Genomic DNA, 17074 nt, shown 5'->3' with positions numbered 1-17074 from the left:
TAGGATAGTAGAGTCGAATGAGTGATATCCAAGACCCGCTAATTGTATTGCAACATCGTATGCAGCAGCGTCAAATTTTAGCAATGATGGGTATCAATCAATGGGTACAGCCAAGCTCAGCTACTACTAATATGGCAGATATCTCTGTGCCTATTATTCCTGATCCTACAGATGATACTAGCACTCAAGATAATACTAGCATTCAGGCTGTACCATCTGATATAAACATCGAACAACCAAGTATAGAACAGCAAGGTAATGCTGCTGCGAACGTTGATATGTCGAATATATCGTTTGCTGATTCTGTATCAGCGCTCGTCAATGATGAGCCTATTCGTCACTATCACCATGATGCTAGTAATATAGAGATAGAACAACCCAACGAACAAAGCCCCGTTACCTATAGCTTTGATACTAGTGTCAAAGCTGTAGGTGACGTACCTGTTAAGTCTCTCGTAGACGAGATAACTCAGCAAACTACTGCCGCTATCGGGCAAAGTCCTATTGCTCATATAAATAGTGATGATAGCTTTAAAAAAGTCACCCCATTTGATTTGCAAGGTGGTCGCTATGGCGATTGGGTGATTTTGGTTGATATCCAAGCACTTAATAATGACAGTCAAAAGCTATGGAAAAATATCACTCAATCGCTATCAATCACTTGTGAGACTACCTCTTTTCCTATCTGTGAAGGTATGGACACCGCCGAACTTGCCAATGCCAGTCTTGCTGGATATGTCTTTAAGATTGGTCGTAGCGAGGAGATAAAAGTAGCAGCATTAACCGCATTGCCTGAAGGGCTTGAGCATCCTCACTTTACGACTGTGCCCACGTTAGAGGAAATGCTTGCTGATAGCAGCTTAAAGCGGCAGCTTTGGGAGAAATTATCTGGTTAAGCTATCTGCCCAATTGCTCATTGGTATGCCGGTAAATTATTTGTATAAATAAAATAACCATTAGCAAATAAAGACAACTAAAATTACTTTTAAAATAATTTTGATAGGCAACTTTTACGCTCCAACAAACAACGATGATTTCATCATATTTAGGATAATGATTATGACTACCCAAGCTGCTCCTAACCGTGTACCTAATTTTTCAGCGGGACCTGCTACGATACCAACTGCCGTATTATCACGCGCTCAAGAAGAGTTGCTGGATTGGCAAGGACGTGGACTGTCGGTCATGGAAGTAAGCCATCGCAGTAAAGAGTATCTGGCGATTACTGAAAAAGCTGAGTCTAAATTGCGTTCGTTGATGGACATTCCAGATAATTATAAGGTGCTATTTTTACAAGGCGGCGCTAGCTTACAGTTTTCAGCGATTCCACTAAACCTATTAAACGGTGGGCGCGCAGATTATCTAACGACAGGTGCTTGGTCAGGTAAAGCAGTCAAAGAAGCAGCGCGCTATGCCAAACTAGGTCTTGGCGAGACTAATGTGGTTGCAACAGGCAAAGAAAGCAACTTTACCGATGTACCTGATCAAAGCGATTGGAATCTGAGTGAAGATGCAGCTTACTTCCATTACTGCGCCAATGAAACGATTCATGGCTTGCAGATATTTGAGCCGCCAACCGTTGCTGCACCAATTATCGTTGATATGTCTTCTTGCATTTTGTCACAGCCAATTGATGTCTCAAAATTTGGGATGATTTACGCGGGTGCGCAAAAAAATATCGGTCCAGCAGGACTTGTCATTGTGATTATCCGTGAGGATTTATTAGGGCAGGCAAGCGAGTGGTGTCCGCTGCTAATGAACTATGAGCATCAAGCTGACAAAGAGTCTATGTCAAACACGCCAGCGACGTATTCTTGGTACTTGGCGGGATTGGTATTTGAGTGGTTGGAAGAGCAGGGTGGCGTTGCTGCTATCGGCAAAATTAATCAGCAAAAAGCAGACCTGCTCTACAAAACGATTGATGACAGCAGTTTTTATAACAATCCAGTTGCGCCTAAGTATCGCTCTATCATGAATGTGCCGTTTACTTTAGCAGACAGTAGCCTTGATAAAGTATTCTTAGAAGAGTCAGAAAAAGCAGGCTTACTGCATCTAAAAGGTCATCGTGATGTCGGCGGTATGCGTGCCAGTATCTACAATGCTGTACCGCTTGAGTGGGTACAGCAACTGGTCGACTTTATGATTGAATTTGAAAAAAAACACGCCTAAGTCAGTACGGGTTTGAGAAAAAAGACGCAACCTTATGAGCTGCGTCTTTTTTTATGAGAATTATTATTGTTTTAGGGCAGATGATGCGCTATACCTAACACTGCAAACTATTAGGTTAAAAAACCTAAGTTTGTTATGATAAAATTTTCAGCTGTTGTGATAGCTTATGTTTTTGTTTGCGTCTCATTTAAGCTGCGATGAGTTTTCAGTCATTAGGTAAATTCTCTATACATCCATTTGGTTTAGCAGAGGGGTTTGTTATAACTTTATTATGATAAAAAATACCATGCTAAAAACCGTCCTATTAGTGGCAATGGCGAGTTGGATACCAGCCAGTATGGCGACACCAATTACCATTACTGCGCTTGCACATAATAGTACTGCTGAATATGTCAACGCGCCTTATATGCCTTATGCCAATCCAAACGCGCCGACAGGGGGTACGCTATCGCTCGATGCGCGTGGCACCTTTAATGCTGCCAATAAATGGATGACCACGGGTGTGGCGATGATTGGTACCGATTACCTATATGATACTTTGATGACGGGCTCACTAAATGAAGCTTTTACGATGTATCCGCAGTTGGCAAGCAAGGTAACGTATGATCCTGATGACACCAGTTGGATTATATATCACCTCAATCCTGCTGCCCGTTTTTGGGATGGATCGCCAGTGACCAGTCGCGATGTCAAAGCGACTTATGAGGCAATATTGAATAAAGGCCCGATGTACATTCGCAGTTATCTAAGTGATATCCAAGACATTCAAGTCATTGATGATCAGCAAGTCAAATTTGTCTTTGCTTCTACTGAAAACAAAGAAATCTTACTGACGGTTGGACAGTTTCCTATCTTTTCAAAGTCGTCTATCGATGCTGATTTTGAAAAGATAAGCTTAACGCCATTGATGGGTAGTGGGCCTTATAAGCTAGGTCGGGTCGATGCAGGGCGTTCGGTGAGCTATGTACGTGATCCCAATTATTGGGGACGTGATCTGATGGTCAACCGTGGTCGTTATAACTTTGATATGATTAAGTTTGTCTATTATCAAAGCGATGAGATTGCTTTTGAGGGTTTCAAGTCTGGTCAATATCGCTTCCGCCCTGAGAACAAAGCCTCTAATTGGGCAACGGGTTATAATTTTCCAGCAGTAAAAGCGGGTCTTATTAATAAAGAAACGATCACCAGTCAAAACCCAGTACCGATGCAAGCCTTGGTCATGAATATGCGCCGCCCAATCTTTCAGGACATTAGAGTTCGTCAAGCACTGACCGCCGCTTATGACTTTGAATGGATGAATAAGACCTTATTTCATGGGCAGTATGAGCGCTTGCAGAGCTTTTTTCATGGCTCAGAACTAGCGGCAACGGGTACGCCGTCTAGTCAAGAAATGCAGGTGCTAAGTCCATTATTATCTAAACTTGAGCCGATTCAACGTAAAGCCGTATTAGCAGAATGGCAGCTGCCCACCAGTGATGGTAACGGCTTTAACCGTGAAGGGTTACTAAAAGCGCGGCAACTTTTGTTAGATGCTGGGTTTTATTATAACGATATGAAACTGTATCAACCTAATGGATCGCTTGCTCAGATTGAGATTTTGATGACAGGCGAGACCATGGGCCGTGTATTGCTGCCTTATATTCGTAATCTAAAACGTCTGGGATTTGATGCGACTTTGCGCCAAGTCGATGGGCCACAATATTATGAGCGTATGCGACGTTTCGATTATGATATGGTTGTCGATGTATTTGCCCAAAGTCTGTCTCCTGGTGCTGAGCAAGCAGCATTTTGGGGCAGCGCTGCTGCCGATGAGCCTGGTAATCATAATACGATTGGTATAAAAAACGCCGCTATCGACGAAGTGGTAGCAGCGTTGGGCGGCGCTGAAAATCGTGAAGAGATTGTGTTGTATACTCAGGTACTTGATCGCTTGCTACGCGCAGGGCATTATTTAGTGCCGCTATATGGTAAATCTGGCACCAATGTCGCCTATTGGGATCAATATCGTCATACTAAAAAACTGCCAACCAATGCCGTCGGTATTGACTACTGGTGGGTTGATAAAGAAGCAGAAGCACGCGTCAATCAGTACTTAAAACAATAAATGATATGACGCTTAATCTTGAAGTTTTATTTGATGTTAAGAGAATCAATAAAAGATATTTGCAATAAAGACAATCATCTGTAAGGATTTAATATGAGTATTCGTATTCACCCAATTAAAGCATTTAGCGACAACTATATTTGGACATTAATCAATGAAAACAATAAGCAAGCGATTGTCATTGATCCCGGTCAAGCTGAACCTGTCGTTGGCTATCTAGAAGACAACCAGTTAGAACTTACCTCGATTTGGACGACTCATCATCACCACGATCATATTGGGGGCGTTGCAGAGTTGCAAGAATCCTACCCGATGACGCATTTAGTCGCACATAGTGAACATACAGTGGATGAGGATCAAACGATAAAAGACGGTAGTACAGTCAGTGCGTGGGGCTGCTCTGCACAAGTTTGGGATATATCAGGGCATACCGCCAGCCATATGGCTTATATCTTGGATATTGATGGGCAAAAACATTGCTTCTGTGGGGATACTTTATTCAGTGGCGGTTGTGGGCGTGTTTTTACTGGTACGATTGAGCAGTTGCATGATAGCTTTAAACGTTTAAATGAACTGCCTGCCGAGACATTGCTATATCCTGCACACGAGTACACAGCCAGCAATCTACGTTTTGGGCTATCTATTGAGCCTGACAACGAAACGATGCAGCAAGCATTGGCGCAAGCAGAGTCGAAAACCGCACAAAATGTGCCGACATTACCAGTGACCCTAGAGCATGAGCGCGCAATAAATGTATTTTTACGCACACAAGAACCGAGCGTGATAGCAGGAGTTAAATCCAAAGTGACGATCGATGATGACAAGTCTTTGACGGTATTTGCGGCGCTACGTGAGCTGAAAAACAACTTTTAAAGCCTCATGCATCTTTGATAGCTGTTTTTTAGATCATTGCTTTTTAACTAAGTGTTAGCTGCTCATTTTTCTGTTCCGATATTTGTTTATTTTAGGAAGCTGCCATTATGGGTCGTTATATCTTAAAAAGATTACTGTTGATATTACCGACGCTATTTTTGATATTGCTGGCGAATTTTGTGATTGTGCAAGCGGCACCTGGAGGGCCTGTTGAGCAGCAAATGGCGCTTATCGAGCAAGGTGCAAAAGACAATGCGCTCGGTGGTAATATTGGCGCGGGCAGTGCAGGTGGTAATGACAGCACTTATCAAGGGACGCGTGGTCTCTCTGAGGAGATGGTTGCTGCGATCAATGCCCAATATGGCTTTGACAAGTCTGCCCCCGAGCGATTTTGGCTTATGCTAAAAAACTATGCCCAACTGGATTTTGGTGAGTCGTTTTTTAAAGGCCAATCGGTGACTGATCTCATCATAGAAAAGCTACCAGTCTCAATCTCGCTTGGGCTTTGGAGCACGCTGCTGATTTATATGATAGCCATTCCGCTTGGAGTCTATAAAGCCATGCATCATGGCTCAGGGATTGATAAAGTCACTGCCATGCTGCTTGCTATCGGACATGCGATACCCGTGTTTGTATTTGCAGTAATTTTACTGGTGTTCTTTGCTGGGGGCAGTTACTGGAATATTTTTCCTCTACAGGGGCTAACGTCCGAAAACTTTGACCAATTAAGCACACTTGGTAAAGTGAAAGATTATTTTTGGCATTTGGCCTTACCGCTGTTGGCAAGTACGGTTGGTGGGTTTGCTGGCTTGACCTATCTAACCAAATTCAGTTTTTTAGAAGAGCTCGGCAAGCAATACGTACTTACTGCACGTGCCAAAGGTTTAGGAGAGCGGCAAGTGTTGTATGGGCATGTGTTTCGTAATGCCATGTTAATTATCATCGCAGGTATTCCAGCTGCTATCGTTGGGATTTTCTTTGCCGGTAATTTTCTCATTGAAATTATCTTTAAGCTTGATGGTTTGGGATTGTTAGGTTTCGAAGCCATTCAACAGCGCGATTATCCAGTGATATTCGGCACACTGTTTATTTTTACTTTGGTCGGACTGCTATTACAGTTAATCAGTGATTTGAGTTATCACTTAATCGATCCTCGTATTGATTTTGAGGGGCGCTAATGTCAAGTCATCCATTACCTTCAACGCCTTCATCTGCATCTCCTGTCTCTATGCCAAAAAAACGTCGGCTGAACCCTATCTGGCAAGCACGCCTAAACCGCTTTCGCCAAAATAGGCTTGGGGTGATATCACTGTTTGTTTTTGCGGTGATATTTGTCATTTGTATGGCGGCCAATGTCATTGCCAATGACAAGCCACTGCTGGTGCAATATCAAGGCGACTATTACTTTCCTGTATTAAAAGCCTATCCTGAAACGACGTTTGGCGGTGTGTTCGAGACCGAAACCAATTATAAAGATCCTGCGGTGCAAACGCTGATTGATGAGCAGGGCTTTTATGTGATGCCGCTTATTCCGTTTGCCGATCAGACGCCGAATGTTGAGTTGGGTCTGCCTTATCCAGCAGCACCAAACGCTCAGAATTGGCTTGGCACTGATGACATGGGGCGTGATGTGCTGGCGCGGATACTTTATGGTATGCGGGTATCGTTATTGTTCGGTCTAGCACTGACGCTCGCGGGCGCATTAATTGGTATTATCGTCGGTGCAATACAAGGCTATTATGGTGGCTGGGTGGATCTAGCAGGGCAGCGCTTCATGGAAGTGTGGGGCGGTATGCCTCAACTGTTTATGATTATTATTTTGGTTAGCTTATTCAGCCCCAGTATTACGATGTTATTTGGGTTAATGCTGTTATTTGGCTGGATGGGTCTGGTTGGTTTGGTGCGGGCAGAGTTCTTGCGCGCCCGCAACTTTGACTATGTGCGAGCCGCGCGCAATCTTGGGGTGTCGGACAGTCAGATTATGCTAAGACATATCTTGCCCAATGCCTTAGCGTCAAGCTTGTCGCAACTACCGTTTATCTTAACGGCCAATATTATTGCTCTGACCGCGCTGGACTTTTTGGGATATGGATTACCGCCCGGCTCACCGTCTCTAGGTGAGCTGATGGTGCAAGGGAAAAACAACCTTGATGCGCCTTGGCTGGCTTTGTCAGGCTTCTTTAGTTTGACTTTTATCTTGTCATTGCTCATCTTTGTAGGCGAAGCGCTGCGTGATGCGTTTGATCCGAGGCGCTCTTAATATGACCATGATTAATAAAAAAAATAGCACGTCGAATGAAAAGCTCGACCGTGTACAAGATAAGCTCATGTTGACAGTAGATAGTCTAAGTATCACAACTGCTACAGGCGTCCAACTGGTCAACGAACTGTCTTATGAGCTGCGGCAAGGGCAAACCTTGGCCATCGTTGGTGAGTCTGGCTCTGGCAAATCGATTGCCAGTCTTGCGCTATTAGGTCTACTACCAGATAGTTTAACTATCACGGGTGCGGTTCAGCTGGCAGGCACAGCAGGCATGTCTAAATTACCGGTAGCCAATGACAAAGGGCGTAATGCTGCACTACGACCTATTCGTGGGCAGCGTATTGGCATGGTGTTTCAAGAACCGATGACCGCATTGAATCCATTACATACGGTCGCCAAACAAATTGCCGAATCACTGCGTCTAAGCGGCGTGCCAAAAAAGCAATGGCGAGCAACCAGCATCGCTTTGCTAGATGATGTCAATATTACGGATCCTGCTGACAAGTTGAACCGTTATCCACATGAGCTATCAGGTGGTCAACGTCAGCGAGTGATGATTGCCATGGCATTAGCTCAGCAGCCTGATATCTTAATTGCCGATGAGCCGACTACCGCGCTTGATGTCACTTTGCAGCACGAGATTTTGGCACTATTAGATGATCTTAAGCGCCAGCATAATATGGCGATGATATTAATCAGTCATGATCTCAATTTAGTCAGGCGTTACAGTGATGATGTCGTCGTCATGCGCCAAGGCCAAACGATTGAACAGGGGCAAACGTCAGCGGTATTTAGTCAGCCTAAAGCCGACTATACCCTTACGCTTATTCAGCAAGACTTTGGTCAAGCCTTAACTTTAGTCGATGATAATGCAGATAAGCAATCAAGCGTACTAGAAGTGAAGAATCTGAAAGTACAGTTCCCGATTGAAAAAAGCCTATTCGGTGGTACAAAACACTGGTTCGATGCGGTAAAAAATGTCGATATGACGTTACAAAAAGGACAGGCGCTGGGCATCGTCGGTGAGTCTGGCTCTGGCAAAACCACCATCGCACTCGCACTCAGTCAATTACTGAGCAACCAAGCACGTGTGGATGGGCAGATAGTCGTCAATGGGCAAGACCTCTCAGCATTGTCCAAGAGCGAGCTGCGTAAGTTCCGCTCACAGATTCAGATGGTGTTTCAAGACCCATTTGCCAGTATCAACCCGCGCATGACAGTTATGCAAATTATTGAAGAAGGGCTATTGGTACAAGGCGTGGACAAGGTCGCGCGCCAGCAGGCAGTCATGGAGAGTCTGGCTACTGTGCATTTGCCGGCGGATTTTGTGCAGCGTTATCCGCATGAGCTGTCAGGTGGACAACGTCAACGCGTGGCATTGGCGCGCGCATTGATTATGAAGCCGAGTCTACTCATATTGGATGAGCCTACCTCGGCGCTGGACAGTACCACGCAGGTAACAGTGGTCAGCTTACTACGTGAAATCCAAGACAAACTGCAAATCAGCTATGTTTTTATCAGTCATGATTTAAAAGTAGTACGCGCACTGTGTCAGCACATTATGGTATTAAAAGAAGGCACATGCGTGGAGTATGGTCACACCGAAAGTATATTTAATAACCCACAGCATCCATATGCTCAGCAGTTATTAAAAGCGAGTACCACTTAACAGGAACTAAAAACGGCTCAAAAATCAGAACATACCAGTTCATAATAATAGCGACATCCTAAAAAATGCAGTGGTACAATAAGTTTAGACACTCGTTTGCTCTATCGATATATTTTTGTGACCCATATATTTACCTATTTTGGCATCGCTTATCGTTAGCGGATCAAAATGGTCATCATTGCCATTAAAGCATTATTAAAAAAGGATTTTTTATGCCCAGTAAAAAGCAAAGCAGTCTTTCTAAATTAGTAAATAACAATCCATTACAGCACGCTGGTTACTTGGCGGTTGCCAAAACGCGAGCCAAAGTGCTAAAAGCCTTTTCTTATGTGATACCGATAAGAAGACCAATGCTATTCGTTGGTGAGACTGCCTGTGATGAGATATGTGATATGCTCATTAACGAAGGCAGTACCAATGTATTTATCGTCACTGATGCAGTGTTAAATAAGCTTGGTATACCTGCCAAAGTCACCGATTATTTAGATAGTAAAAACATCAGCTACCAGCTCTATGATGGTATCACGCCAGACCCTACTTTTAAGGTCGTCGAAGAAGGACTACGCAAATCAGTTGACGCTAAGTGTGACTCGATACTGGCCATCGGTGGCGGTTCAGTCATTGATGCGGCTAAGATGATTGCAATGTCGCAAGGTAATAACTGTAAACCTAGACAACTTATCGGTATTCTCAAAGCAAGAAAACCTTCTATGCCATTGTATTGCATTCCTACTACCGCAGGTACAGGCTCAGAGGCAACGCTTGGTGCAGTGGTATCAGACGATAAAACCCATCAGAAAGCCTTGTCTATCGACCCAAGAATGGTGCCATTAGCTGCAGCTATAGACCCAGTTATTATGAAAGGTATGCCCGCGCACATCACAGCGGATACTGGTATCGATGTGTTGACACACGCGCTCGAAGCATGGATGAGCGTAAACGCAAGTGTAGAAACTGATTACTATGCGGCCTCAGCTGTCAAATCAGTCATGCACTATCTACCGCTGGCCTATAAAGATGGCGGCGATCTAAAAGCACGAGAAGAGATGGGTATCGCAGCTCACTACGGTGGTATTGCCTTTAACAAAGCAGGCCTAGGTTATGTTCATGCTATTGCTCACCAATTAGGGGCATATTATAGTATTCCTCATGGTCGCGCGAATGCCATCGTTTTGCCTTATGTGCTTGACCTAAATCGTAAAGCGAGTGAAAAACGACTGGCAGAATTGGCAAAGAAGACAGGCATGGTCAAACATGGTCAAGCCAGCAGTGGCAACGGTGCGATAGCAGATAACTTAATCGCCCAAGTACGAGAGTTGATCAAAAGTTTAAACATTGATCCAACGGTTAAAGGCATGAAAACCAGTGATTTTGACAGTATTGCTAAAGCTGCTGCAAAAGAAGTCAGCGATACTTATGCAGTTCCGACTTATATGCCAGCGTCTGGTATCAAGGAAATCTTGACTAAGATTATGCAAGCCAGTGAAGGTCGTGCTAGTAAAAATAAAAGTAGCGATAAAGCAGCATAGACTATTGTAGTTTGCTTATAATCATCGACTGATAAATTAAAAAAAGTCTATTACCATAAGGTAGTAGACTTTTTTTGAAAAATAATTGGACGTGCTGTACATATATATATAACAATATAGGAATACTTCGGTGAGACCTAAAGGTTATGATAGTTGAATGAAGTCCTTTTAGGAGATAGTTATGAATCGTATATTACCGTCTAAAGTCATTGGGTTAGTAATCATGGCGAGCAGTGCTTTTTATGCAGGCTGTGCCTCGACTGAAACCAGCCCCACTGTGAAAGACACTACTGCTGCTAATCCTTATGCACCGACAACCCCAGGATTGGCAGTGGCTACGGTTGCTGGTGGGTGCTTTTGGTGTGTGGAAGCAGGCTATGAGAAAATTCCTGGTGTGGTAGAAGTAGTGTCTGGCTATACAGGTGGCAGTGCTGAAAATCCGACCTATAAAGAGGTATCAGCAGGTGGCACAGGTCATACGGAAGCGGCGCAAGTATATTATGATCCTAAGAAGATTACCTATAACGGTATAGTACAGGCGCTATGGAGAATCGCTGATCCAACTGATAATAAAGGTCAGTATGTCGATCGAGGCACGCAATATCGCCCCGCTATTTTCTATAATAATGCCCAAGAAAAGCAGATAGCAGAAGCTGCCAAGCAATCATTGCAAGACTCTGGTGTATATGAAAAACCAGTAGTGATTGAGATTGTTCCTGCCAGCACCTTTTATCCGGCAGAAGAGTATCATCAGGACTATTACAAAAAGAATCCGCTACGCTATAAGGCTTATACTTTTAATTCTGGTCGATACCAGTTTATCGAAAGCGTCTATGGCAAAGATTATGAGCTAGATTTTAACCAGTTCAAACCCACTGCTAGTAGCGTACAGCAACTAACATCAAATAAGTCATCAACTACTAAAGCAAGTGCTGGCTTCAATCCAAAGACATTTGTGAAGCCAACACAGGAAACGCTGAAAAACTCGCTGAGTGACCTTCAGTATAAAGTCACTCAGAAAGAGGGTACCGAGCGCGCATTTGATAACGAATATTGGGACAATAAAGCGCCCGGGCTATACGTCGATGTGATATCGGGCGAGCCACTGTATTCTTCTCGTGATCAGTTCAAGTCTGGCACAGGCTGGCCTAGTTTTATTCGTCCGTTGAGCGCTGACGTGGTCGTCGAAAAAGAAGACCGTGGTATTTTTTCAACCCGTACCGAAATTCGCAGCCGCTACGCTGACTCGCACGTGGGTCATGTATTTGACGATGGTCCAGCCCCAACGGGTAAACGCTATTGCATGAACTCAGCGGCAATGCGCTTTATTCCACTAGCTGAGATGGAAGCTGCTGGTTATGGCAACTGGGTAGATGATGTAAAACCAGTTAGCTAAGGCTGGTTTACTACGCGCTAACAGTATTTTTGTCTTAAAAATATCTAAATTGCATAAAAAAGGACACTTGATAAGTGTCCTTTTTTTATGTTTAATATTCTAAAATACCATTTTAAAATGCCGGTTGGCGCTTAGGCACAGCACCCAAAAACTCATTTCGTGCTTGATTATCATGAACATATTCGCCCAGCATCGCCGTGCTTCGTGTGGTTGAATGCTGCTTATTAACACCGCGCATCATCATACACATATGCGATGCATCCATCACCACGGCTACACCGCGGCAGCCCGTCACGTCCATAATGGTTTGTGCCACTTGTTCACTTAAGTTTTCTTGAATTTGTAAACGACGGGCAAACATGTCTACGATACGCGCAAACTTTGACAGTCCTAATACTTGTCCATTCGGTAGGTAGCCAATATGTGCAACCCCATGAAAAGGAAGCATATGATGTTCACATAACGAATAAAACTCAATGTTTTGCACCAGCACCAGCTCGCGGTTGGTCGATGGGAATACTGCGTCATTGACCACTTCATCTAAGCTTTGATGATAGCCTTGGGTTAAATGAGCAAAGGCTTTTGCCGCCCGAATAGGCGTATCTTGCAATCCAGGACGATCTAAGTCTTCGCCAGTTGATTCAATCAGTTGGCGATAAGATTCGGTACTTTCTTTATAATCTGGGGTTATGATGGGAGTGTTACTCATAGGTTTGGCAGCCATCCAAAATGTGGGTGTAGCTTAACGTTGAATCCTATCATGTAAGGATTCTTATAAAAATTATGCAAGCTGGGAAGGGCTGTGATTATACTCGAAATCTGCTTAACTTCATACTGCTGTGGCGAGCAGTTAAGCGTTTAATCGCAAGAGGGGTGCCGATTGTGCCATCGAAGCCACTATGGCAATTGTGTCTAATGGCTGAATTTTTGAAAATAAGCAGTAAAAAGATAACGGTATATGGGTTTTATTATCAATGTTGCCTGTTAAAATATACTGACCATCATTGTCAGCATCATATTTTGATATGAGTGTATTTGAATAACGGCATTCAAGTACAGTTTACGACTGTTTACTTAAATCAATTCATGTATAATGGGCCATCTTCTGGTTTACATTTTTTATCACTTGCTACTTCTCACTTAAAAACTCTAAATAAATATCGATTCTAGATAATTTCTATCGATTCAAAAAGGAAATATTATGCTACTTCAAGGACAAAGATTCGTCGTCACTGGCATCGCAAGTAAGCTCTCTATCGCCTGGGCTATCGCAGAAGCGTTACACCGTGAAGGGGCTTCGCTAATCCTAACGTACCCAAATGACAAAATTAAGAAGCGCGTCGATATGGCTGCTGAAAAATTCGAAGCAGATTTGGTACTGGAGTGTGATGTTGCCTCTGATGAGTCTATTGCTGCTTGCTTTGAGCAAGTGACTGCCCATTGGGGTGATGGTATTGATGGCGTGGTACACGCTATTGGTTTTGCACCGATGGATCAGCTGAACGGAGATTTTGTTAGCGCCACGACGCGTGAAGGCAGTCATATCGCCCATGATATATCGAGCTACAGTTTTGTTGCTTTGGCTAAAGAAGCTCGTGAATTATTAGCAATGCGCCATGGCTCTATGTTGACATTGACTTACGAAGGCAGTATTTCAGTATTGCCAAACTACAATGTCATGGGTATGGCAAAAGCCAGTCTTGAAGCCAGCGTGCGTTATCTAGCGACCTCTATGGGCGGCGAAGGCATACGTGTTAATGCTATATCTGCAGGACCTATTCGCACGCTTGCTGCCAGTGGTATTAAGTCTTTCCGCAAGATGCTCGATATCAGCGAAAAAATCGCACCACTACAGCGTAATGTCAGCCAAACAGAAGTGGGCAACGCGGCCTTGTTTTTACTATCGCCTTGGGCGTCAGGTATCACTGGTGAGATTATGTTTGTTGATGCTGGGTTCAATACTGTCGCCATCAGTGAACAATTAATGATGCTTGATGAGCCACAGCAGTAATTATTCAAAAAGTCTTAATTGGCATTTATTGTGTTTTATGAATTCTTGAGAACTATAAAAGCCATAAGAGCCATTGGTTATAATAAACCCTTAGCGTAATGACAGAGAAGGCAGCCAACCGGCTGTCTTTTTTGGTTATACTACGGGCTTTTCGGTAACAAGCCTTTAGGTGGTGGATATGATAACCAAATTACCAAGGTGGATACTGTGGGGCGGGGCTGTACTGGCGTTCAGTGCGGGCTGCCTCAATACGGCAGCGTTGATGGGATTTACCAATTTGTCTGTCTCGCATGTCACAGGTAACGTGAGTCTGTTTGCTGCTGCTATTGCTCATTTTGATGCCCGCAGTATTTTATATATTGGCGCGTCGTTGTTGTCATTTTTGGCAGGGGCAATATTGAGCGGTTTTGTCATTGGGCAAACCTCATTGAAGTTAGGAAGGCGCTATGGGCGGGCGCTGTATATTGAAGCAGCATTACTGCTGATCAGCTATCTGCTGTATAAAGAACATGATTACTTTGGACAATTGGCGGCGGCAATGGCGTGCGGATTACAGAATGCGATGGTGGCGACCTATAGCGGCGCTGTTATTCGTACCACCCATTTAACCGGTCTAACGTCAGATATGGGTGCTGCTATTGGTAATTGGCTAGCAGGACGCTCGATCAGTAAACCGACATTGGGTTTTCAAGCGATTATTTGGTATTGCTTTTGCGGTGGCGGGGTAGTGGGCGCGTTTTTATATGCCAAGATCGGCTATGGCGCGTTGTTTGTACCGATCACTATCGTACTGACAGCGGCATTCGTCTATAACTATGCCTCAGATCATCTGCCAGAACAGAGACCACCACAACTAAAAAAGCGCTTATCATCAGATAAGCGCTTTTAGGCTATTTTTTATAGCTATTTATACCGAATTATTTATCGTCTTCTGAATCATGGTCTTCATGTTCGTGCATACCTTGCATCATATCTAGGGCAGAATCATCCGTACGCTGTTGGTCTTTTTTATCGAGACCATCTTGGTTGATATCTGTTGGTGCCATCTTCGTGGTTGCGTCTGTTTTATTTGAGTCTGTCATAGCATGCTCCTGATTATTTTTATTGACTGCCAACGAAGAGGTGAATAGTAAATATTCATTGGCGTTTCATTTTTATTCTACCCATCAAGTATGTGATAGCGCTACCTCGTTGTACATATGCGATGTGCGCTTGTTTAGTGACGATATGTAACGGAATATCATTGGGGCTGCCATTCAACCACATAAATTTCTTAGTAGGATAACGTTATCTTTAAAAGGTTATCGTTAAAAGGTTATCGTTAAAAGGTTATCGTTAAAAAACAGTCGCGATTCAAAATCATCTTTATATTTTAGTTTTTTATAACGTCTTTGAGGACAATAAGGATATGTTATGTCAGAGCAAAAGTTAGACAGCCATCTTCCTAATGATGGCAATGAGTATTTGTTTACCGATACCTTTCCAAAGGGTACGGGTAAAGGGCTGATACTGGTTATTATCGCTGCCATTGTTAGTATGATTATTTACAATGTATTGCCGTTCGATATCAATGCCAATAAAGGCTTGGCTATGCTGTTCTTCATCGGTGTGCTATGGCTGACGGAAGCGCTACATGTGACCATTACTGCACTATTAGTGGTGGTAGTTGGTGCGCTAATTGGCATCCCAGAGTTCGATGCCGAAATCGGTTTGCAGAGCTTTGCTAATCCAACGATTTACTTATTTTTTGGTGGTTTTGCTTTGGCTGCCGCCTTGCATGTACAGCAATTGGACAAAAAAATTGCGCTAAAAATTCTGTCTATGTCAGGTGGCAAGCTTGGTACAGCTGTATTTTTAATATTTGGTGTTACTGCATTCTTATCGATGTGGATATCGAATACTGCCACGGCTGCGATGATGCTGCCCCTTGCACTTGGTATTCTGACGCAGGTTGACCGCGAAAAAGATCGCGGTACGTTTGTGTTTGTATTATTGGGTATCGCTTACTCTGCCAGCTTGGGTGGTTTGGGTACGATTGTTGGTTCACCGCCTAACGCCATCGCGGCAAAAGCGCTTGATATTGCGTTTATCGATTGGATGAAATTCGGTATTCCAATGATGTTGGTACTATTGCCGTTGTTGTTAGGCGCTATGTATTTGTTCCTGAAACCCAATCTTAATCGTACGGTCGTCCTTGTCGAAGAAGAACCTATTGAGTGGAATAAACCTCGTGTAGTAACGATTATTGTCTTTATCGTGACAGCACTCAGCTGGATATTCTCCAAAAAAATCGGTGCGGCACTCGATATCACTGATACCGATGCGGTCATTGCTTTGTCAGCAGCTGCAGCGGTGGTGAGTGAGCTTAGGGCTCGTATCGTGGAAACAAGTCTCTGACAATACTGACTGGGGTGTGCTCATGTTGTTCGGTGGTGGTATCGCACTATCAACAATTTTGAAAGTTTCAGGTGCCTCCTTGGTGCTGGGCGAGACGGTCGCCAATGCGCTGTCCTCGGCACCACTTATTATTGTGATGATTGCGGTATCGGCATTTATTATCTTCTTGACAGAGTTCGCTTCTAATACTGCCTCTGCCGCGTTATTAGTACCAGTATTCGCTGCTATTGCTGAACAGATGGGTTTACCACATGAAGTGTTGGTACTGGTCATCGGTATTGGTGCCTCTTGTGCCTTTATGCTTCCCGTCGCCACACCACCAAACGCGATTGTATTTGGTACGGGGCTTATCAAGCAGTCAGAGATGATACGGACGGGTATTATTCTTAATATCATCGCCACCTTTGTGGTAGGGCTATGGGCGTATTTTTTCCTAATTTAGCCTTATAATAAGCTGACTATAAATCCATGACACCCGATGTTTGAGTTACTCTCAAGCATCGGGTTTTTTGTTTCTTTTTAGGTTTAATGACTGTATAACATAACTAATAACGGTATAAGATTTCTCTTTTTTAACGACAATCTGTCTGATTTTTATCACCTTGATTTAAAATGAGGACATGTTCTAACAATAATCAATAACGTCATCTCATTAAACGGATT

13 protein-coding genes and 1 pseudogene are annotated in these 17074 nt (G+C 43.6%); 12 read left to right on the top strand and 2 right to left on the bottom strand.

The window, feature by feature from the left end; translation table 11 throughout:
• The first annotated feature begins 17 nt into the window (after positions 1–17).
• The 9 genes from J5X94_RS01185 to msrB all read left to right on the top strand — a co-directional run bounded on the left by J5X94_RS01185 (position 18) and on the right by msrB (position 12003).
• Positions 18–896, top strand: coding sequence for a hypothetical protein (locus J5X94_RS01185; RefSeq protein WP_210539479.1), 879 nt, complete (start codon positions 18–20; stop codon positions 894–896).
• Between the two features lie 163 nt (positions 897–1059).
• Positions 1060–2169 (top strand): 3-phosphoserine/phosphohydroxythreonine transaminase, encoded by a 1110-nt coding sequence (gene serC / locus J5X94_RS01180; RefSeq protein ID WP_210539477.1) that lies wholly within the window; start codon positions 1060–1062, stop codon positions 2167–2169.
• 271 nt (positions 2170–2440) lie between these two features.
• The gene (locus J5X94_RS01175) at positions 2441–4273 is read left to right on the top strand and encodes an extracellular solute-binding protein (protein WP_210539475.1); all 1833 of its coding nucleotides are present in this window, start codon (positions 2441–2443) and stop codon (positions 4271–4273) included.
• A gap of 93 nt (positions 4274–4366) precedes the next feature.
• On the top strand, positions 4367–5146 hold the full coding sequence (gloB, locus tag J5X94_RS01170) for a hydroxyacylglutathione hydrolase (protein ID WP_210539473.1): 780 nt from the start codon (positions 4367–4369) through the stop codon (positions 5144–5146).
• A gap of 107 nt (positions 5147–5253) precedes the next feature.
• Positions 5254–6324, top strand: coding sequence for a microcin C ABC transporter permease YejB (locus tag J5X94_RS01165; protein ID WP_210539471.1), 1071 nt, complete (start codon positions 5254–5256; stop codon positions 6322–6324).
• Positions 6325–6374: 50 nt separating this feature from the next.
• Positions 6375–7406 (top strand): ABC transporter permease, encoded by a 1032-nt coding sequence (locus tag J5X94_RS01160; protein WP_373299613.1) that lies wholly within the window; start codon positions 6375–6377, stop codon positions 7404–7406.
• Between the two features lie 7 nt (positions 7407–7413).
• Entirely contained in the window at positions 7414–9078 is a 1665-nt protein-coding gene (locus J5X94_RS01155) for an ABC transporter ATP-binding protein (RefSeq protein ID WP_210540021.1), read from the top strand.
• A gap of 212 nt (positions 9079–9290) precedes the next feature.
• Complete coding sequence (locus tag J5X94_RS01150; RefSeq protein ID WP_210539469.1) at positions 9291–10607, top strand: iron-containing alcohol dehydrogenase; 1317 nt, start codon at positions 9291–9293, stop codon at positions 10605–10607.
• Positions 10608–10788: 181 nt separating this feature from the next.
• Positions 10789–12003 (top strand): peptide-methionine (R)-S-oxide reductase MsrB, encoded by a 1215-nt coding sequence (gene msrB / locus J5X94_RS01145; protein WP_210539467.1) that lies wholly within the window; start codon positions 10789–10791, stop codon positions 12001–12003.
• Positions 12004–12115: 112 nt separating this feature from the next.
• On the opposite strand, the gene folE is transcribed toward msrB, so the two are convergent.
• Positions 12116–12712, bottom strand: coding sequence for a GTP cyclohydrolase I FolE (folE, locus tag J5X94_RS01140; RefSeq protein ID WP_010196233.1), 597 nt, complete (start codon positions 12710–12712; stop codon positions 12116–12118).
• Positions 12713–13204: 492 nt separating this feature from the next.
• On the opposite strand from folE, the gene J5X94_RS01135 reads away from it, so the two are divergent.
• Entirely contained in the window at positions 13205–14014 is an 810-nt protein-coding gene (locus J5X94_RS01135) for an enoyl-ACP reductase FabI (protein ID WP_010196229.1), read from the top strand.
• A gap of 178 nt (positions 14015–14192) precedes the next feature.
• A complete protein-coding gene (locus tag J5X94_RS01130; protein WP_210539465.1) occupies positions 14193–14903 on the top strand; it encodes a YoaK family protein in 711 nt (236 codons plus the stop codon).
• A gap of 28 nt (positions 14904–14931) precedes the next feature.
• Here the strand turns inward: J5X94_RS01130 and J5X94_RS01125 are convergent, their stop codons facing one another.
• Positions 14932–15096, bottom strand: a complete 165-nt coding sequence (locus J5X94_RS01125; RefSeq protein ID WP_189581845.1) for a hypothetical protein — start codon at positions 15094–15096, stop codon at positions 14932–14934.
• 331 nt (positions 15097–15427) lie between these two features.
• Here J5X94_RS01125 and J5X94_RS01120 point away from each other — a divergent pair.
• A pseudogene (locus tag J5X94_RS01120) lies at positions 15428–16853 on the top strand (SLC13 family permease).
• The last annotated feature ends 221 nt before the right edge of the window (positions 16854–17074 follow it).

The sequence above is a fragment of the Psychrobacter sp. K31L genome (genome assembly GCF_017942195.1).
Classification (GTDB): domain Bacteria; phylum Pseudomonadota; class Gammaproteobacteria; order Pseudomonadales; family Moraxellaceae; genus Psychrobacter; species Psychrobacter glaciei.
Note: the sequence above shows the minus strand (reverse complement) of the source record. Positions and strands in the feature narration are given on the sequence as shown.